This is a genomic window from Streptomyces sp. NPDC018964 (assembly GCF_044390325.1).
GTDB lineage: Bacteria > Actinomycetota > Actinomycetes > Streptomycetales > Streptomycetaceae > Streptomyces.
On the sequence record NZ_JBIRYZ010000021.1, the window covers coordinates 1 to 17,560 of the forward strand.

Annotated in this window: 16 protein-coding genes and 1 pseudogene; 8 read left to right on the forward strand and 9 right to left on the reverse strand. The window is 71.8% G+C overall.

What is annotated here, in order from left to right; genetic code table 11:
* Positions 1-425 precede the first annotated feature (425 nt).
* Together ACH5AO_RS27745 and ACH5AO_RS27750 are read right to left on the reverse strand one after the other, a co-directional pair.
* Positions 426-1,037, reverse strand: coding sequence for a DNA-3-methyladenine glycosylase (locus ACH5AO_RS27745; protein WP_398929493.1), 612 nt, complete (start codon positions 1,035-1,037; stop codon positions 426-428).
* Between the two features lie 15 nt (positions 1,038-1,052).
* Positions 1,053-1,315, reverse strand: a pseudogene (locus ACH5AO_RS27750) (DNA-3-methyladenine glycosylase); the annotation flags it as partial.
* Positions 1,316-1,504: 189 nt separating this feature from the next.
* Here ACH5AO_RS27750 and ACH5AO_RS27755 point away from each other — a divergent pair.
* The 3 genes from ACH5AO_RS27755 (at position 1,505) to ACH5AO_RS27765 (ending at position 3,587) form a co-directional block, all read left to right on the forward strand.
* Positions 1,505-2,287 (forward strand): sporulation protein, encoded by a 783-nt coding sequence (locus ACH5AO_RS27755; RefSeq protein ID WP_398929279.1) that lies wholly within the window; start codon positions 1,505-1,507, stop codon positions 2,285-2,287.
* A 42-nt stretch (positions 2,288-2,329) separates the two neighbouring features.
* Positions 2,330-2,869, forward strand: coding sequence for a YbhB/YbcL family Raf kinase inhibitor-like protein (locus tag ACH5AO_RS27760; protein WP_398929281.1), 540 nt, complete (start codon positions 2,330-2,332; stop codon positions 2,867-2,869).
* Between the two features lie 211 nt (positions 2,870-3,080).
* Positions 3,081-3,587: an HNH endonuclease gene (locus ACH5AO_RS27765; protein ID WP_030858391.1), complete on the forward strand. Its 507-nt coding sequence runs from the start codon at positions 3,081-3,083 to the stop codon at positions 3,585-3,587.
* An 85-nt stretch (positions 3,588-3,672) separates the two neighbouring features.
* Here the strand turns inward: ACH5AO_RS27765 and ACH5AO_RS27770 are convergent, their stop codons facing one another.
* From ACH5AO_RS27770 to ACH5AO_RS27780, 3 genes are all read right to left on the reverse strand, one after another.
* On the reverse strand, positions 3,673-4,623 hold the full coding sequence (locus ACH5AO_RS27770) for an SPFH domain-containing protein (protein ID WP_398929283.1): 951 nt from the start codon (positions 4,621-4,623) through the stop codon (positions 3,673-3,675).
* Between the two features lie 148 nt (positions 4,624-4,771).
* Positions 4,772-5,203, reverse strand: a complete 432-nt coding sequence (locus ACH5AO_RS27775; RefSeq protein ID WP_398929285.1) for an NfeD family protein — start codon at positions 5,201-5,203, stop codon at positions 4,772-4,774.
* Between the two features lie 95 nt (positions 5,204-5,298).
* On the reverse strand, positions 5,299-6,096 hold the full coding sequence (locus ACH5AO_RS27780) for an ABC transporter ATP-binding protein (RefSeq protein ID WP_398929287.1): 798 nt from the start codon (positions 6,094-6,096) through the stop codon (positions 5,299-5,301).
* 162 nt (positions 6,097-6,258) lie between these two features.
* On the opposite strand from ACH5AO_RS27780, the gene ACH5AO_RS27785 reads away from it, so the two are divergent.
* Positions 6,259-7,047, forward strand: a complete 789-nt coding sequence (locus ACH5AO_RS27785) for a hypothetical protein (protein ID WP_398929289.1) — start codon at positions 6,259-6,261, stop codon at positions 7,045-7,047.
* 258 nt (positions 7,048-7,305) lie between these two features.
* Here the strand turns inward: ACH5AO_RS27785 and ACH5AO_RS27790 are convergent, their stop codons facing one another.
* The 3 genes from ACH5AO_RS27790 to ACH5AO_RS27800 form a co-directional block, all read right to left on the reverse strand.
* On the reverse strand, positions 7,306-7,551 hold the full coding sequence (locus ACH5AO_RS27790; protein WP_398929290.1) for a chaplin: 246 nt from the start codon (positions 7,549-7,551) through the stop codon (positions 7,306-7,308).
* Between the two features lie 158 nt (positions 7,552-7,709).
* A complete protein-coding gene (locus ACH5AO_RS27795) occupies positions 7,710-8,351 on the reverse strand; it encodes a response regulator (protein WP_398929292.1) in 642 nt (213 codons plus the stop codon).
* Positions 8,344-9,489 (reverse strand): GAF domain-containing sensor histidine kinase, encoded by a 1,146-nt coding sequence (locus ACH5AO_RS27800; RefSeq protein ID WP_398929294.1) that lies wholly within the window; start codon positions 9,487-9,489, stop codon positions 8,344-8,346. The genes ACH5AO_RS27795 and ACH5AO_RS27800 overlap by 8 nt, the downstream gene beginning before the upstream one ends.
* Before the next feature lie 232 nt (positions 9,490-9,721).
* On the opposite strand from ACH5AO_RS27800, the gene ACH5AO_RS27805 reads away from it, so the two are divergent.
* The 3 genes from ACH5AO_RS27805 (at position 9,722) to ACH5AO_RS27815 (ending at position 12,528) form a co-directional block, all read left to right on the forward strand.
* Positions 9,722-10,420, forward strand: coding sequence for an SDR family NAD(P)-dependent oxidoreductase (locus tag ACH5AO_RS27805; RefSeq protein ID WP_398929296.1), 699 nt, complete (start codon positions 9,722-9,724; stop codon positions 10,418-10,420).
* A complete protein-coding gene (locus tag ACH5AO_RS27810) occupies positions 10,417-11,460 on the forward strand; it encodes an S-adenosylmethionine:tRNA ribosyltransferase-isomerase (protein WP_398929298.1) in 1,044 nt (347 codons plus the stop codon). Before ACH5AO_RS27805 ends, ACH5AO_RS27810 begins: the two co-directional genes overlap by 4 nt.
* A 342-nt stretch (positions 11,461-11,802) precedes the next feature.
* Entirely contained in the window at positions 11,803-12,528 is a 726-nt protein-coding gene (locus ACH5AO_RS27815) for a transglycosylase SLT domain-containing protein (RefSeq protein ID WP_398929300.1), read from the forward strand.
* A 90-nt stretch (positions 12,529-12,618) separates the two neighbouring features.
* On the opposite strand, the gene ACH5AO_RS27820 is transcribed toward ACH5AO_RS27815, so the two are convergent.
* Positions 12,619-15,189 carry an FHA domain-containing protein gene (locus ACH5AO_RS27820; protein WP_398929302.1) on the reverse strand — a complete coding sequence of 857 codons (2,571 nt, stop codon included), beginning with the start codon at positions 15,187-15,189 and terminating at the stop codon, positions 12,619-12,621.
* Between the two features lie 241 nt (positions 15,190-15,430).
* On the opposite strand from ACH5AO_RS27820, the gene ACH5AO_RS27825 reads away from it, so the two are divergent.
* Positions 15,431-17,509, forward strand: a complete 2,079-nt coding sequence (locus ACH5AO_RS27825; protein WP_398929304.1) for a streptophobe family protein — start codon at positions 15,431-15,433, stop codon at positions 17,507-17,509.
* The last annotated feature ends 51 nt before the right edge of the window (positions 17,510-17,560 follow it).

The window sequence follows — 17,560 nt, forward strand, 5'->3', positions numbered from 1 at the left end:
CCGATCCGATTTCCTCGGTGCTTTCCGGGGTTCCGCTTCCGCGTTTCCCTTTCCGGCGGTTCCGACTCTATCAGATCCTTTCGGGCCTGATTCCCAGTCGATGGGATATGCCGTTAAGCCATCGGCTTTCGCCTGTCGACCTTTCGACATTCACTACGTTAACCGATTCCCCCGCTCGATTCATAATCGGGCTCCGCGGTTCGGAATTCAGACATGAAGACATGACGAATTCGACCCCGCTGAGGGGTGATCGTAGGTAGTGGGTTGGCCGCTTCCGGCTGCAGGCGATCGCCGTACCCGGTTCAAGCGGCTCGGACTACATTACGCACCTTCCAAGGTCGAGTCAACTTCGATGGCGGAGCGGGTGTCCGTGCCGTTGGGCGCGTGGTCGACGCCGGCGAACCGTGAGCGAGACGCACAGCGGCTCAGGCCTCGGCGGAGGGCTTGGCTCTGGGGCTCAGTCGGTACGCCGAGACCGTCGGATCACCGGCGAGGTAGAACCGGTGCTGCCAGTCGTGGGCCTTGCTCACGCCTACCCGAGGACCGGCCTGGATGAGCTCGGCAGGTACCGACTCGCCCTCGGACAACATGACCGAGGTACCTGTCAGGAGGTTCGCGCCGTTGTGCTCCGCCGTGATGCCGAGTGCCTGGCAGAAGTTCCCCGGACCTCGGGCAAGGCGGGGGCTCTCGACCTTCTTCCCCCGACGCTCGCGTGCCAGGTCTTCCCCCTCGATGACCCTGCCTGCCCGGATGAGGACGGCCGAGGCGATGCCGTCCGTCCCGGTGACGACGTTGGCGCACCAGTGGAGACCGTGGGACCGGTAGACATACAGGTGTCCCGCGGGTCCGAACATGACGGCGTTACGGGGTGTCCGGCCTCTGTAGGCGTGGGAGGCCGGGTCGGCCGTACCGGAGTACGCCTCGGTCTCCGTGACGGCGATGCTCACGGTCCCTTCGGAGGTCTTGCAGGTGAGGACGCTCCCGAGCAGCTTGGGCGCGACCTCTTCGGCTGGGTGGGCGAGGAGGTCGACGTTCATGCTGACCGCCTTGACGTGCCACAGGTACAGGTGGAGTAGACATACGCATGGCCGGGCGCACCGGACATCACGTCTTTGCGGGCGGTGCGACCGCGGCAGGCGTGGGAGCCGGGGTCGTCCTGACCGTCGTGGGCCTCGACCTCGGTGTGGCGGAGGGCGATCGGACCGTCCGGGGTGGTGCGGACCGGGATCCGGCGGAGGAGGCCGGGGGTGACCTCGAGGACGGGGCGGTCGAAGAGCTCTCCGGGCGGGGGCGTACGGTCGGGGGTCGCGATCATGCCGTCCGAGGGTACTGGAGACGGTCGGTGCCACGGGGTGGCCGACGGGCTCCGCGGTTGCCAGGGTGTGGGGCGCGGAACCGGTCACGGCCGGATCGCGTTGTTAGGGATCAAGGGTCCATACGTACGACTCGACGCAGGACGACGGATCAGGTGTGGCCCACGGGGGTCGCCTGGAGAGGGAGAGACATGGCGTTCAAGAAGCTGCTGGCGAGTCTGGGTGCCGGCGGGGCCTCGGTCGAGACGGTGCTGCACGAGGTCAACGTCGTTCCGGGCGGTGTCGTCCAGGGCGAGGTGCGGATCCAGGGCGGGTCCGTGAACCAGCAGATCGAGGGGCTGTCGGTCGGGCTGCAGGCCAAGGTCGAGGTGGAGAGCGGCGACCAGGAGGTCAAGCAGGACATCTCGTTCGCGAAGTCGTCGCTGGGCGGTGCCTTCGAGATCCAGGCCGGTGCGGTGCACGCGGTACAGTTCGGGCTGGAGATCCCGTGGGAGACGCCGATCACGATGATCGACGGGCAGGCGCTGCGCGGGATGAACATCGGGGTGAGCACCGAGCTGGCGATCGCACGGGCCGTGGACTCCGGTGACCTGGACCCGGTCAACGTGCACCCGCTGCCGGCGCAGAAGGCGATCCTGGACGCGTTCATCCAGCTGGGCTTCCGCTTCAAGAGCGCGGACATGGAGCGCGGGCACATCCGGGGCACCCGGCAGAAGCTGCCGTTCTACCAGGAGATCGAGTTCCTGCCGCCGCAGCAGTACCGGGGGCTGAACCAGGTCGAGCTGAGCTTCGTGGCCGACGAGCAGGCCATGGACGTGGTGCTGGAGATGGACAAGAAGCCGGGTCTGTTCAGCGAGGGCAGCGACACGTTCCGCTCCTTCAAGGTGGGGCTGAACGACTACCAGGGGACCGATTGGACGGCGTACCTCAACCAGTGGCTGTCGGAGGTCGGCAGCAAGCGCAACTGGTTCTAGGCTCGGTCTGCGACTGAACGCAACCGATCAGGAGGTACCGAGGTGACCGAGCTCAAGCGGCGGCCGCTCCCCCACGACTTCCATCCGCCCGTGCCGTCGTTCGCGGTGACGAGCGAGGACGTGCAGGAGGGGACGACGCTCAAGGACGCTCAGGTCCACGCGGCCGGCAACACCTCGCCGCACCTGCGGTGGGAGGGGTTCCCACCGGAGACCAAGAGCTTCGCCGTGACCTGCTACGACCCCGATGCCCCGACGGGCAGCGGGTTCTGGCACTGGGTGGTGTTCGACATCCCGGCCACGGTGACCGAGCTGCCGGCCGGTGCGGGGAGCGGCACGTTCGAGGGGTTGCCCGAGGGCGCGGTCCACGCGCGCAACGACTACGGCAGCAAGGACTTCGGTGGTGCCGCGCCGCCGCCCGGGGACGGGCCGCACCGGTATGTGTTCACGGTGTACGCCGTGGACCAGGAGAAGCTCGGTCCGGACGCGGACGCGTCTCCCGCCGTGGTGGGCTTCAACCTGCGGTTCCACGCGTTGGCGCGTGCGCAGCTGATCGGTGAGTACGAGGTGCCCGCGGAGTCCTGAGCGGTCTCCCGCGCGGCCCCGAGGGTTCATGGAACGTTTGCCCGCCCCTGGTCATGGAATTGATCAGGGGCGGGCATTTTTGTTGCCGGGGGTCGCGGGGGTCACCTCCCGCAGGAGCAGTGGATATTGCGTTGTCCATCTCGGCGTGCCCGGCCAGAGTTGATCCCAGCCCGCCGAGGGGTGGGCCGGTGCACACGGGAGGTGGGCTGGTATGCGGGACACGCTGGTACTGAACGCGAGCTTCGAGCCGTTGTCGACGGTGACGCTGAACCGAGCCGTCGTTCTGGTGCTTCAGGACAAGGCCGTCGTCGAGCAGGCCCACCCCGAGCTGCGGATGCGTGGAGCCGCGGTCGACATACCGGCGCCCCGGGTGATCAGGCTCTGCCAGTACGTGAGGGTGCCGTTCCGAAGACAAGCGCCGTGGTCGAGGCGGGGTGTCCTGGTGCGGGACCGGCACCGGTGCGCGTACTGCGGGCGGCGGGCGACGACCGTGGACCACGTGGTGCCGCGGTCGCACGGTGGGCAGGACACGTGGCTGAACACGGTGGCGTCGTGCGCGGAGGACAACCACCGCAAGGCGAACCGGACGCCCGAGCAGGCGGGGATGCCGCTGTTGCGACGGCCGTTCGAGCCCACGCCGGCCGATGCGATGCTGCTGGCGCTGGGCGCCGAGGACTTCGAGGCGTTGCCCGAGTGGCTGACGCTGGACGCGGCGTGAGGGCTTCGCCGTAGGGGTTCGGTTGGTTCCCCGGGCGCGGGTTGTGCGTGGTTGTTCGCGCAGTTCCCCGCGCCCCTAGAGGGTTTCAGTCGATGGAGGGCTTTTCCCGGCGTTCCTGGGAGGGGACGTTGGCGGGTCCCGAGGGGGCGTTGCCGCCGCCCATCGCGCCGAAGTTGCCCATCGCGCCGGAGAGGCCCTTGAGGGCGTCGCCGATCTCGCTGGGGACGATCCAGAGCTTGTTGGCGTCGCCCTCGGCGATCTTGGGGAGCATCTGGAGGTACTGGTAGGAGAGGAGCTTCTGGTCGGGATCGCCGGCGTGGATGGCCTCGAAGACCGTACGGACCGCCTGGGCCTCGCCCTCGGCGCGCAGGGCCGCCGCCTTGGCCTCACCTTCGGCGCGCAGGATCTGGGACTGCTTCTCGCCCTCGGCGCGCAGGATCTCGGACTGCCGGACGCCCTCGGCCTGGAGGATCGCGGCGCGCTTGTCGCGGTCGGCGCGCATCTGCTTCTCCATCGAGTCCTGGATGGAGGTGGGCGGTTCGATGGCCTTGAGCTCGACGCGGTTGACGCGGATGCCCCACTTGCCGGTGGCCTCGTCGAGGACGCCGCGCAGGGCCGCGTTGATCTCCTCGCGGGAGGTGAGGGTCCGCTCCAGGTCCATGCCGCCGATGATGTTGCGGAGCGTGGTGACGGTGAGCTGTTCGATGGCCTGGATGTAGCTGGCGACCTCGTAGGTGGCGGCGCGGGCGTCGGTCACCTGGTAGTAGATGACGGTGTCGATGTTGACGACCAGGTTGTCCTGGGTGATCACCGGCTGCGGCGGGAACGGGACGACCTGTTCGCGCAGGTCGATGCGGTTGCGGATGGTGTCGATGAACGGGACGACGATGTTGAGGCCCGCGTTGAGCGTCCGCGTGTAGCGGCCGAAGCGCTCGACGATGGCGGCGCTGGCCTGTGGGATGACTTGGATCGTCTTGATCAGGGCGATGAAGACCAGCACCACCAGGATGATCAGGACGATGATGATCGGTTGCATCGTCGGTTCCCCGAACCCTTCTTAGCCTCGGCGCCTGCGGCAGCTCTCGTGCCTGCGGAAGATCTCCTTGTTGAAGATCTTGCTGGTCGAGTCTGACAGACCATCGGTGCAACTGGGGGGTTGTTCGCCCCAGTTGTGTCGTGCCCGGTCACATGATGATGGCCGTGGCTCCCTCGATGTCCACGACGTCCACTTCCTGGCCCACTTCGTAGGCGCGGCCGGCGTCGAGGGCGCGTGCCGACCAGACCTCGCCGGCCAGCTTGATCCGGCCGCCGGATCCGTCGACGCGCTCCAGGACGACGGCCTGTTTCCCTTTCAGGGCGTCCACGCCGGTGGCGAGTTGGGGCCGCCCGACGCGGTGTCTGTTCGCGATGGGCCGTACGACGGCGATGAGGGCGGTCGAGACGACGGCGAAGACCACCACCTGGGCGACGGCGCCGCCGCCGAAGATGCCGGAGACCACTGCCGCGGCGACGGCGCCCACCGCGAGCATGCCGAGTTCGGGCATCGCGGTGATCACGAGCCCGATGCCGAGTACCGCCGCGCCGATGAGCCACCACAGCCATGCGTCGATGTCCACGTGGTCATGGTAGGACCGCGCACCCGGTCGCCGACAGGGCGCCGATCGGTCTGAACGCGCCGTGCGGCTCCGGGCTTTGGGCTGCGGGCGGGGTTTCAGGACATCGGGAGGCCCTGGGCGGTGTAGCGGTCGCCGACCTGTTCCACGACGAGCGGGAGGCCGAAGCAGAGGGAGAGGTTGCGGGAGGTGAGTTCGAGTTCCAGCGGTCCGGCGGCGAGGACCTTGCCCTGGCGGATCATCAGGACGTGGGTGAAGCCCGGGGCGATCTCCTCGACGTGGTGCGTGACCATGATCATGGAGGGGGCGATCGGGTCGCGGGCGAGCCGGCCGAGGCGGCGTACCAGGTCTTCGCGGCCGCCGAGATCGAGTCCGGCGGCGGGCTCGTCGAGGAGCAGCAGCTCGGGGTCGGTCATCAGGGCGCGGGCGATGAGGGTGCGCTTGCGCTCGCCCTCGGAGAGGGTGCCGAACCTGCGGTCCAGGTACTCGGACATGCCGAGGCGGTCGAGGAAGGCGCGGGCGCGCTGCTCGTCGATGTCCTCGTACTGCTCCTGCCAGCCGGCGGTCATGCCGTAGGCGGCGGTGAGCACGGTCTGCAGGACGGTCTGCCTCTTGGGCAGCTTGTCGGCCATGGCGATGCCGGCCACGCCGATGCGGGGGCGCAGCTCGAAGACGTCGGTGCCGGGCCTGCCGAGGGTCTCGCCGAGGATGCCGACGGTGCCCTTGCTGGGGTACAGGTAGCTGGACGCGATGTTGAGGAGGGTGGTCTTGCCGGCGCCGTTGGGGCCGAGGATGACCCAGCGCTCGCCCTCCTTGACCGACCAGGAGACCTGGTCCACCAGAGCCCGGCCCTCACGGACCACGGATACGTCCTGAAGCTCCAGAACATCGCTCATGAGCGCGTTGTCTCCCCTTGCAGTGTGGCCGGTCTCGGCTGTCGCGTACGCCTGTGGGTGGGTCCGCCGCACCCGTGGGCGCAGCCCTTCATGAAATCTACGCCACCGGTCGACCCGGACATTCCTCCGGTCCGGTTCTCGGGGTCTGTCTAGGGTGTACGCATGCTCTCGGAACCTCGCTCTGGACGCCTTGCCGCTTGGGGAAACGCCCTTCTTGCCGGACTTGTCTCGCCGGATGACGCCGTGCTCGCGATCGTCGGGGAGGACGCGGTGCACCGGGTGGAGGGGTTGCCGGGTGAGCCGGCGCCGGTGGGGCTGACGCTGGCGTTGGGGCGGCTGCGGGCGCTGGGGGTGAGCGGGCTGCGGGTGGCGCTGCCGACGCCGGGGCATCCGCTGGGGCTGAGCGGGCCGCCGGAGTTCAACGCGCGGGCGCTGGAGGCGGAGGAGGCGGTGGTCTGTTCCGGGGCCGCGTTCGGGCTGGTGCCGGAGGTGTCCGAGGCCGGGCCCGCGGGGGATGTGCACGTGGAGGTGGTGTGGCACTGCCTGCCGGTGCGGGAGGCGCCGCCGGCGGACGTGCCGTCGCTCGGGGAGGCGGAGCGGGAGCTGGCGGAGGCGCTGCGGGAGGCGACGGAGGTGCTGACGCGGCTGGACGTGGCCGGGTCGGGGCCGGTGGCGGAGGCGGCGATCGACGCGTACCGGGCGCGGGCCTCGGGGGCGCGGGGGCGGGAGGTGCTGGCGCCGGGGTATCCGCCTCGGGCGGCGCGGGTGCTGGAGCTGGCTCAGCGGGTGGGGGTGCTGGTGTCGCTGGCGGGGGCGGGTGGGCACGGGGGTGCGGTGAGCGCGTCGGAGATGGTGGCGCGGGCCGGTGCGTTGCGGCCTGTGGAGCGGACGGCTCGGCGGGCGCAGGTGGCTGCGTACAACTCCGTTGTGGAGGAGCGGGGGGTGGGGTGAGGGTCCCTTCGGGGGTGAGCGGGGTGTGAGCGCGGGGTAGGGGTGCGCGGTTCCGGTACTTGCGCTGTGTCTCGGCGTGGGTGCGGGCCGGGGGGTGTTCGCGCAGCCCGGCGTTTACGGGGTGCCGCTGCGCCCACCCGTGCCGCCCCAGCGGCACGACTGCCCGCAGCGGCGGCGCGTCGCGCTGCCCGGGTTCGTGGGAAGCGGGGAGCCCCGGCGCTCGGTGGGGGCGGGCGGCCGGGGCTCGGGGGGTGCGCGTCAGTGGTTGACGGCGGTGTTGCCGAAGGCGGGGTTCAGGACGCCGATGACGTTGACGCTGTTGCCGGACACGTTGACCGGGACGTCGACCGGCACCTGGACGAGGTTGCCGGAGACGACGCCCGGGGAGCCCACGGCCGCGCCGTCGGCGTGGCTGCCCTCGGTGGCAGAGGCCATCCCCGTGCCGGCCGCGAGCAGACCGCCGGCCACCATCGTCACGGCCGCTGCCTTCTTCAGGTTCTTCACTTTCCGAGCCCTCCTTGCGATGACCGCGGCAGGCGCCGCGGCGTGCACTGGAGAACGGCCGGCGCCGACCACGGATACGGCCATCCGAGGGACATTCCCCCTACGGTATGAATCTCGGATCGGAGGGGAACCTTCCGACCGGTCCGAGGCGTCAGGGGTCAGCCGCTCAGACCGTGGCGTACGGCCCACAGGGCGGCCTGGGTGCGGTCCGCGAGGTCGAGTTTCATCAGGATGTTCGAGACGTGGGTTTTCACGGTCTTCTCGGACAGCACCAGGGCGCGGGCGATCTCCCGGTTGGCGCGGCCGTCCGCTATGAGCCCGAGCACCTCGCGCTCCCGCTCGGTGAGGGAGCCCGCGCGCCCCGTGCCCGGTCCGGTCTCCTCCTGGGACAGCAGCGCGCCGGCCACCTCCGCCTGGAGCAGGACGTGCCCGGCGTGCACGGAGCGGATGGCTCCGGCGAGCGCGTCGGGGTCGACGTCCTTGTACACGTACCCGGCGGCGCCCGCGCGGAGGGCGGGGACGACCGTGCGCTGCTCGGTGAAGCTGGTGACGATCAGCACGCGCGCGGGGTGGCCCAGTTCGCGGAGCCGGCGCAGCGCGTCCACGCCGTCCATGCCGGGCATCTTGACGTCCATGAGGATGACGTCGGGCCCCAGCTCCCCCGCCAGGGCGACCCCTTCCGCGCCGTCCGCGGCCTCGCCGACGACCTCGATGTCGTCCTGCACCTCGAGGAAGGTGCGCAGCCCCCGGCGTACCACCTGGTGATCGTCGACCAGCAGCACCTTGATTGCGTCAGCCACCGGGGACCTCCATCTCGATCGTGGTGCCCTTGCCGGGCGCCGATTCCACGGTCAGCCTGCCGCCGACCCCGCTCGCGCGGTCCCGCATGGAGACCAGGCCCAGATGGCGGCCCGCGTGGCGGACGGCCCGCGGGTCGAAGCCGTCGCCGTCGTCGCTGACCCGCAGGACCGCTCCGCCGCCGCGGCGGTCCAGGGTGACGTCGACGTGGTCGCCGCCGGAGTGCCGCAGCGCGTTGTGCAGGGCCTCCTGGGCGACGCGCAGCACCGCCTCCTCCTGGGCCGCGGGCAGGGCGCGTACGCCGTGGCCGGTGAAGGTCACGCGCGCGGTGTGGGCGCGGTCGAGGACCTGGATCTGGGTGCGGAGCGTGGCGACGAGGCCGTCCTCGTCGAGGGCCGCGGGACGCAGCTCGACGACCGCCGCGCGCAGTTCGTCGGCGGCCTCGGCGGCCAGGGCGGCGACCTGCTGGAGTTCGCCCTTGGCGCGGGAGGGGTCGCGGTCGACGAGGCGGGCGGCGGCCTGGGCGGTGAGCCGCAGGGAGAAGAGCTTCTGGCTGACGGCGTCGTGGAGCTCGTGGGCGAGGCGGGAGCGCTCCTCGGCGATGGTCAGTTCGCGGCTGCGTTCGTAGAGCCGGGCGTTGGTGAGGGCGATGGCGGCGTGCTGGGCGAGGATGCCGAGCAGTTCCTCGTCGTCCTCGGTGAAGCCGCAGGTGCCCTCGGGCTTGGGGCACCTCTTGTTGGCCAGGAACAGGGCGCCGAGGACCTCGTCGCCGTCGCGGATGGGCAGGCCGAGGAAGTCGGCCAGCTCGGGGTGGGCGCTGGGCCAGCCCTCGAAGCGGGGGTCCCGGCGCACGTCGGCGAGGCGCTGCGGGGCGGCCTCGTCGAGCATCGCGGCGAGGACGCCGTGCCGGCGCGGGAGGGGGCCGATGGCCTTCCACTGGTCGTCGCTGACGCCGTCGACCACGAACTGGGCGAAGCCGCCGTGGTCGTCGGGCACGCCGAGCGCGGCGTACTGCGCGTCGAGGAGTTCGCGGGCCGAGGCGACGATCGTCTTGAGGACGTCGCGCACCTCGAGGTGCCTGCTCATGGCCAGCAACGCGGAGCTCACCGCGGCGAGGCCGGACCGGGGGCCGTGGCTCATGTCCTCACGGTACCGGCGGGCGGTGACAGCGGGATCGGGCGGGCCGCGGGACCTAGGTCGAAGGTCCCCCGTCCCGGTCGGGGCGTAGGACCGCGGGACCGGGGTCGGTGGCGTAGGGCGAAGGGCCCCGGGGTGCTGCGTCCCGGGCCCGAGGCGGCGTGGCGGGCCGGTCCCTAGGTTGAGGGCACGCCGGTCGAGCGGCGTGCGAGGACGAGACGAGGGGACGGTTGCCATGCCGGTCGCGATCATCACGGGGGCTTCGAAGGGGCTCGGGGAGGCGCTCGCCCGGGGGCTGGCGGAGCGTGGCTGGGATCTGGTGCTGGACGCGCGGGACCCGGTGCCGCTGGCGGAGGCGGCGGGGCTGGTGTCGGCGCACGGCACGCGCGTGACGGCGCTGCCGGGGGACGTCACGGACGCGGCGCACCGCGTGGAGCTGGTGGCGGCGGCGCGGCGGCTGGGCGGGGTGGACCTGGTGGTGCACAACGCGAGCGCGCTGGGCGCGGAGCCGCTGGTGCGCCTGGAGGAGCTGCCGCTGGACGGGCTGCGGCGGGCGCTGGAGGTGAACGTGGTGGCGGCGCTGGGCCTGGTGCGGGAGGCGCTGCCGCTGCTCAGGGCGGCGGCGGCCGGGGCGGTGCTGGTGGTCAGCTCGGACGCCGCCGTGGAGGCGTATCCCACGTGGGGCGGGTACGGGGCGTCCAAGGCGGCGCTGGACCAGCTGGCGGCGGTGCTGGCGGTGGAGGAGCCGGGGCTGCGGGTGTGGTCGGTCGATCCCGGTGACATGGCGACGGACCTGTACGCGGCGGCCGTACCGGACGACGACGGTCCGCGGCCGGAGCCGGCTCGTGTGGTGCCCGCCTTCCTGCGGCTGCTGGACGAGCGGCCGGCGAGCGGCCGCCACGCCGCTCCGGCCCTGCTGGAGGAGCGGCGGTGACCGTGGCCGTGGAGGTGCCCGAGGAGCTGTCCGCGCGGGTGCCGGTGGAGCGGCGGGGGCCGGGGCTCGACCGGGACTCGGTGCGGCTGCTGGTGTCGCGGGGCACGGCGGTGTCGCACCACGCCTTCGTGGAGCTGCCGGGGCTGCTGCGGGCCGGGGACCTGCTGGTGGTGAACACCTCGCCGACGCTGGCGGCGGCGGTCGGGGGGTGGATCGGGCAGGCGCGCGTGGTGGTGCACTTCTCCACGCGCGGGGACGACGGCCGGTGGGCGGTCGAGCTGCGGGAGCCGGACGGGCGCGGCACCACGCGCCCGCGCGCGGGCGCGCACGCGGGTACAGAGGTGCGGCTGGCCGGGGGCGCGCGGCTGGTGCTGGAGGAGCCGCTGAGCGCGCGGGGCGAGCGGCTGTGGTGGGCGCGCGTGTCGCGGGACGTGCTCGGGGTGCTGCGGGAGCACGGGCGGGCCATCCGGTACGCGTACACGGAGCGGGACCAGCCGTTGTCGGCGTACCAGACGGTGTTCGCGCTGCCGTCGCCGGACGGTGCGGGGAGTGCGGAGATGCCGAGCGCGGGGCGTCCGTTCACCGCGCGGACGGTGGCGGAGCTGGTGCGCCGGGGGGTGTGGTTCGCCCCGGTCACGCTGCACACGGGGGTGGCGTCGGCGGAGGCGCACGAGCCGCCGTATCCGGAGCGGTTCACGGTGCCGGAGGCGTCGGCGCGGTTGATCGGGGCGGTGCGGGCGGGGGGCGGCCGAGTGATCGCGGTGGGGACGACGGCCGTACGGGCGGTGGAGTCGGCGGCCGGTGCGGACGGCGTGGTGCGGGCCCGCGCGGGGTGGACCGACCTGGTGGTGACCCCCGAGCGCGGGGTGCGGGTGGTGAACGGGCTGCTGACCGGGCTGCACGAGCCGGAGGCCTCTCACCTGCTGATGCTGGAGGCGGTCGCGGGGCGGGCGGCGATCGGCCGGGGGTACGAGGAGGCGTTGCGCGGGCGCTACCTGTGGCACGAGTTCGGTGACGTGCACCTGGTTCTCCCGGAGTGACCGGACCTCCTCACACAGAGCATTGCTTCAGCAACCTCTGGTGAGGGCGAGGGGTGGTCGATGTGAGGCCGGGCATAGGGCGCACGTCACGTACGAAGGGGATTAGGAGAGACATACCGCCCACGTGATCGGGACATATACCACCCTCTGTCCCGGTTTACCCCTCCCTGATCCACTACCCGGCTTCGTACGTCACACCTTTGCCCTGCCATTTTGCGGCCGCTAAGAATGGCTGCGTCGCTCAGCGCCGTGGGTTTCCAGCCCGCGGCGTTCGTGCCGAAAGCACCCTGTCCCCACCGGACGTCGAGCGACCTCCGCGCTATTCGAAGAGGTCCATCCCGCATGTCCAAGAACATCCTCACCCGTGGTCATAGCCGTGCCCTGAGCCGTCACCACAAGATCGCCGTCGCCGGCGTCGCGGCCCTCGGCGCCGCCGCCATCGGTTTCTCGGCCGTCCCGAGCAACGCGTCCACGGCCACCACGGCCGAGGTCGCCGCCCCCACGGCGAAGGTCGCGTACAGCACCGAGCCGATCCAGGGCGTCAAGGCGAGCGTCACCGACCAGGCCGCCGGCTCCAGCCTCAAGGTCGAGCAGATCGCGGCGAAGAAGGAGGCCGCGGCCCGGGCCACCGCCGAGAAGAAGGCCGCCGCGGAGGCCGAGGCGGAGAAGGCCCGCCAGGCCGAGGAGGCAGCGAGCCGCGCCGCCGAGCGCGCCGAGGTGAAGCAGGCCGCCCCGCAGAAGAACTACAGCGACACCCTGGACGGCTGGATCCGCGAGTCCCTGGACATCATGAAGAAGCACGGCATCCCGGGCTCCTACGAGGGCATCCACCGCAACGTCATGCGGGAGTCCTCCGGCAACCCGAAGGCGATCAACCTCTGGGACATCAACGCCCAGAACGGCATCCCGTCCAAGGGCCTGCTGCAGGTGATCCCGCCGACCTTCGAGGCCTACCACGTCCCGGGCACCCCGAAGGACATCTACGACCCGGTCGCCAACATCACCGCCGCCTGCAACTACGCGGCCGACAAGTACGGCACCATGGACAACGTCGACAGCGCGTACTGAGGTCGGCGCGGACCTCTTCTCGCGAACACGAACGCCGAAGGGCGGCACCCTCCTGACGGGGTGCCGCCCTTCGGGGTCGTACGGCGCGGGTTACTTGCGCATGACCTCGGGCTCGTGGCGGCGCAGGAAGCGGGCCACGAAGAAGCCGCAGATCACGCCGAGCACGATCAGGGCGACCATGTCCATGCTCCAGGCGCCGACCGTGTGCTCCCACAGCGGGTCGTCGCTGTCGCCCTTGGCGGGCGGGCTGATGTTGTTGAAGTCCAGCGTGGTGCCCGCGGCGGCGACCGCCCAGCGCGACGGCATCAGGTAGGAGAGCTCGTTGACGCCCACCGAGTTGGCCAGGGGGAACAGGCAGCCGGTGAAGACGACCTGCACGATCGCGAACATGACCAGCAGCGGCATGGTCTTCTCGGCGGTCTTCACCAGGGCCGAGATGATCAGGCCGAACATCATCGCGGTGAAGCCCAGCGCCATGATCGGAATGCACAGTTCCAGCAGGATCTGACTGCGGAGGATCAGACCCTCGTCCGGGACGGTCCGGCTGGAGAAGCCGATGACACCCACCATGAGGCCCTGGAGCATGGTGATCAGGCCGAGCACGAACACCTTGGACATCAGGTACGCGGACCGGGACAGGCCGGTCGCGCGCTCCCGCTCGTAGATGACCCGTTCCTTGATCAGCTCACGGACGGAGTTGGCGGCGCCCGCGAAGCAGGCGCCCACCGCGAGGATCAGCAGGACGGTGAGGGCCGTGCCGTTGCCGACCGGCCTGCCGGTGTTCGGGTTGATCTCCGTGTTGACCAGCAGGTCCTTGCCGGAGTCGATGAGCAGGCTCACCGAGCCGAGGACGAGCGGCAGGATCACCGTCAGGGCGAGGAAGCCCTTGTCGGAGACGATCACCGAGACGTAGCGGCGCACCAGGGTCACGAACTGTGACATCCAGCCCTGCGGCTTCGGTGGCCGCATCGCCTGCATCGGCGGGACCTGTACGGACTGCGGCGCGACCGCGTCGATGTCCGCGGCGTACATCTGGTAGTGCTGCGAGCCCTTCCAGCGGCCCGCCCAGTCGTAGTCGCGGTAGTTCTCGAAGGCGGAGAAGACGTCGGCCCAGCTGTCGTAGCCGAAGAAGTTCAGCGCCTCCTCGGGCGGGCCGAAGTAGGCGACGGAGCCGCCGGGCGCCATCACCAGGAGCTTGTCGCAGATCGCCAGCTCGGCCACCGAGTGGGTGACGACGAGGACCGTGCGGCCGTCGTCGGCGAGGCCGCGCAGCAGCTGCATGACGTCGCGGTCCATGCCCGGGTCGAGGCCGGAGGTGGGCTCGTCCAGGAAGATCAGGGACGGCTTGGTGAGCAGCTCCAGGGCGACGGAGACGCGCTTGCGCTGGCCGCCGGACAGGGAGGTGACCTTCTTGTCCTTGTGGATGTCCAGCTTGAGCTCGCGCAGCACCTCGTCGATGCGGGACTCGCGCTCGGCGGCCGTGGTGTCGGCGGGGAAGCGGAGCTTGGCCGCGTACTTGAGGGCCTTCTTGACGGTCAGCTCCTTGTGCAGGATGTCGTCCTGCGGGACCAGACCGATGCGCTGGCGCAGCTCGGCGAACTGCTTATAGAGGTTCCTGTTGTCGTAGAGGACCTCGCCCTGGTTGGCGGGGCGGTAGCCGGTGAGGGCCTTGAGCAGCGTGGACTTGCCGGAGCCGGACGGGCCGATGACCGCGATCAGCGACTTCTCGGGGACGCCGAAGGAGACGTCCTTGAGGATCTGCTTGCCGCCGTCGACGGTGACCGTCAGGTGGCGGGCGGAGAAGGAGACCTCACCGGTGTCGACGAACTCCTCGAGCCGGTCGCCGACGATCCGGAACGTCGAGTGGCCGACGCCCACGACGTCGGTGGGGCCGAGGAGTTGCGAGCCGCCCTTGGCTATCGGCTGACCGTTGACGTACGTGCCGTTGTGCGAGCCGAGGTCGCGGATCTCCATGCGGCCGTCGGGCGTGGAGTGGAACTCGGCGTGGTTGCGGGAGACCTGGAGGTCGGAGACGACCAGGTCGTTCTCCAGGGCGCGGCCGATGCGCATCACGCGGCCGAGGGAGAACTGGTGGAACGTGGTGGGGCTGCGGTCGCCGTGGACCGGCGGCGCGCCCGCGCCGCTGCCGGGGCCCTGCTGCTGCGGGATGTGCGGCGCGGGCTGCTGCGGCTGCTGCCAGCCGGGCTGCTGGGCGGGCGGCTGCTGCTGCGGCGTCTGCGGGGACCAGCCGGCGTTGGCGCCCTGGGCCGCGTACGGCTGCTGCGGCTGGGCCTGCGGCGTGGCGGCCCGGGCCGCGGCGCCTGCTCCCGCACCTGCGCCCGCACCTGCGCCTGCGCCTGCGCCTGCGCCTGCGCCGGACAGCGTCACGCGTGGGCCGTCGGTCGCGTTGCCCAGGTTCAGCACCGTGTCGGAGCCGAGCTCCAGGTGGTGGATCCGCTGCCCCTGCACGAACGTGCCGTTGGTGCTGCCGTGGTCCTCGATGACCCAACTGCGCCCGTTGAAGCTGATCGTGGCGTGACGCCAGGAGACCCTGGCGTCGTCCAGCACGACGTCCCCCTGCGGATCGCGTCCGAGGGTGTATGCCCTGGACGGATCGAGCGTCCAGGTCCGTCCGTTTGATTCCAGTACGAGTTCCGGCACTCCATGCCCCACTGAGTTGTCCCCCGAATTTCCCCCGTCGCAGGGAGTCTAGGGATGGCGAACATCGGGGGGAACTATTTCAGGCCTGGCCCTCTGACCGAAAGTCGGGCCTTGTCACGAGCGCGCACCAAGGTGTTCACCGGCTTTCGTCGGCGAGGTTGAAATCGGCCCGGAGAGTGGTAAACCACGCGAGGGGGACATGTGCGGTCGTCACACCGCGTCGCGGATCGGGGGGTCTGCCATGAGTGCTGCCACGAGCGCCGGGGCCGCGCGGCCCGGTACGCGCGTGCCGTGGGTCGACGTGGTGATGTCCGCGGTCGCCGCGGTGAGCTGGGCGCTGATCGGGATGGCGGGGACGGCGGCGCTCGGGCTGCACCTGCTGGACGCGGACGCCGCCGGTTCGCTGGGTCCGATGACCGCCGCGGTGGTGGCCCTGGGGGCGGGCGGTTCGGTCACGCCGTCCGGTGACGTGTCCGCCTTCGGGCTGTCGGGCGCGGAAGCCGGCACGGCCTTGGAGGTCACGCCGCTGGGTGTGAGTCTGGTGGGTGCGCTGCTGCTGTCGTACTTCTTCCTGCGGTCCTTGCGGGCCGCGGGAGTTGTGGTCTCCGGTGCCGAACTCCTCGCGCGTGCGGGCGCGGTGGTCGGGTTGTTCGTGGCGGTGACGGGCGGGCTGGTCCGGTCGGGGCACGACGTCGTCACCATCGACGGGGGTTCGCTGGGACTGGACGACCTGCCGGGGGTGGGCGGTGGCGGGGTCGAGATCCCGGGGCTGGGCGATGTCGGGGGGCTGCTGCCGGACCGGGTGGGTGACCTCGTCGACGCGCGGGCGGCGGTGGGATTCACCGTCGACACGGCGCCGACGCTGCTCGGGGGGCTCGGCTGGTCGGCCGGCGTCCTGCTCGTCGCGTTGCTGGCGTCCCGCCGCACTCCCCTGCCGCGCGGCTGGGACGCCGTGCACCGTGCCGTACGGCCGGCGGTGTCCGCCCTCGTCACGGTGGGGCTGGTGGCGGTGGCGGCGGGGCTCGCGGCGGCGGGGTACGCGGCGATCGGTGACGACCATCCCCGGCGGATCGTGGGGGCGGCGCTGCTGGGGGCGCCGAACGGGGTGTGGACCGGGGTGTCGATCGGCCTGTTTGTGCCGTGGGACGGGCGGGCGAGCGGGGCGCTGCTGGGGGCGCTGCCGCACCCCGTGGACGATCTGCTGCGGGCCGGGGCGGACCGGTCCGTCACACTGGGCCGGCTGGCGGAGCTCGACGGGCGGGTGTGGCTGCTGGCGGTGGCCGCCGCGCTGATGATGCTGCTGGCGGGGGTGCTGACGGGGGTACGGACGCCGGTGGGGACGGAGCCGGTGGGACCGGCCGGCTTCGCCGGGCGGTGTGCGCTGCGGCTGGGTGTCGCCACGGCGCTGGTGCTGCCGTTGCTGGCCTGGCTGACGGAGGTGTCGGCGAACGCCTCGCTGTCCGTGCTGGGCTTCGACGCGTTCGGCGCCGGCATCGAGCTGCGCGGCCGGCTCGGCACGGCGCTCCTGCTGGGCGCGGTGTGGGGAGCGGGCGCGGGCGCGGTGGGCGCGTTGCTGGCCCGGTCGAGCGGGGCGGCGGGGGTGCGGGCGGCGCCGCTGGCAGGGGGTGCCGGCAAGGCGGCCGGGGAGTGGCGGGCGGCGTCGGCCGTCGGGGGCGCGGGCGGAGGAACGGCCGCCGGGCCCTACGAGCCGGGGGCCCCTTACCGCCCGCCGAACCCGGACACCAATCCGTATCTGCGGGTGTCGCGGGAGACGTGGGCGTCCCGTGCGTCGGGGGAACCGCGCGAGTCGCGGGAGCGGGGGTCGTGGGGGGCGTACGGAGCGCGGCCCCCCGAAGACGCGCCTCGGGGGGCCGGGGGCGCACCGGGTGCCGGTGGGCCGGACGGGCGCGGACCGCAGGAGCGACGGGCACCGTGGAGGCAGGGACCCCCGGGATCGCGGGAGCGGGGGCCGTGGCCGTGGGAGGCGCGCGAAGCGCGGGAGCCTCAGGACGCGCCGGGAGAGGCCCGGGAGCCGTCGGCCGGTGGGGGTCCCGGGGCGCCCGAGGACGGCGACGGGAGCGGCGACATCTACGGGGCGCCCACCGTGATCCGGCCGGTCGGGCCGCCCGGGCTTGGGCCCCGGCGAGGGGCCGGGGAACGGGGCGGGGCTCGGGATGGGGCTCGGGGCGGGAACGAAGACGGAGGTGGCAGGCGGTCACTGTGGCCGGACGAGGGACCTCCGCCTCCGCCGCCACCTCCCCCGGCCCCGCGGAAGCCGCCGCCACGACAGCCGGACGGGTGGGAGACCGACGGACCATGAGCCCGTCGCCGTAGGAAGCCGACGGGTGATGAGCCCGCGCCGTGGGAGGCG

Excerpts from the sequence above, each read along its gene's own strand:
- ACH5AO_RS27745 (WP_398929493.1), bottom strand. The coding sequence starts at position 1,037 with ATGAACGTCGACCTCCTCGCCCACCCAGCCGAAGAGGTCGCGCCCAAG.
- ACH5AO_RS27755 (WP_398929279.1), top strand. The coding sequence starts at position 1,505 with ATGGCGTTCAAGAAGCTGCTGGCGAGTCTGGGTGCCGGCGGGGCCTCG.
- ACH5AO_RS27765 (WP_030858391.1), top strand. The coding sequence starts at position 3,081 with ATGCGGGACACGCTGGTACTGAACGCGAGCTTCGAGCCGTTGTCGACG.
- ACH5AO_RS27770 (WP_398929283.1), bottom strand. The coding sequence starts at position 4,623 with ATGCAACCGATCATCATCGTCCTGATCATCCTGGTGGTGCTGGTCTTC.
- ACH5AO_RS27780 (WP_398929287.1), bottom strand. The coding sequence starts at position 6,096 with ATGAGCGATGTTCTGGAGCTTCAGGACGTATCCGTGGTCCGTGAGGGC.
- ACH5AO_RS27785 (WP_398929289.1), top strand. The coding sequence starts at position 6,259 with ATGCTCTCGGAACCTCGCTCTGGACGCCTTGCCGCTTGGGGAAACGCC.
- ACH5AO_RS27800 (WP_398929294.1), bottom strand. The coding sequence starts at position 9,489 with ATGAGCCACGGCCCCCGGTCCGGCCTCGCCGCGGTGAGCTCCGCGTTG.
- ACH5AO_RS27805 (WP_398929296.1), top strand. The coding sequence starts at position 9,722 with ATGCCGGTCGCGATCATCACGGGGGCTTCGAAGGGGCTCGGGGAGGCG.
- ACH5AO_RS27815 (WP_398929300.1), top strand. The coding sequence starts at position 11,803 with ATGTCCAAGAACATCCTCACCCGTGGTCATAGCCGTGCCCTGAGCCGT.
- ACH5AO_RS27825 (WP_398929304.1), top strand. The coding sequence starts at position 15,431 with ATGAGTGCTGCCACGAGCGCCGGGGCCGCGCGGCCCGGTACGCGCGTG.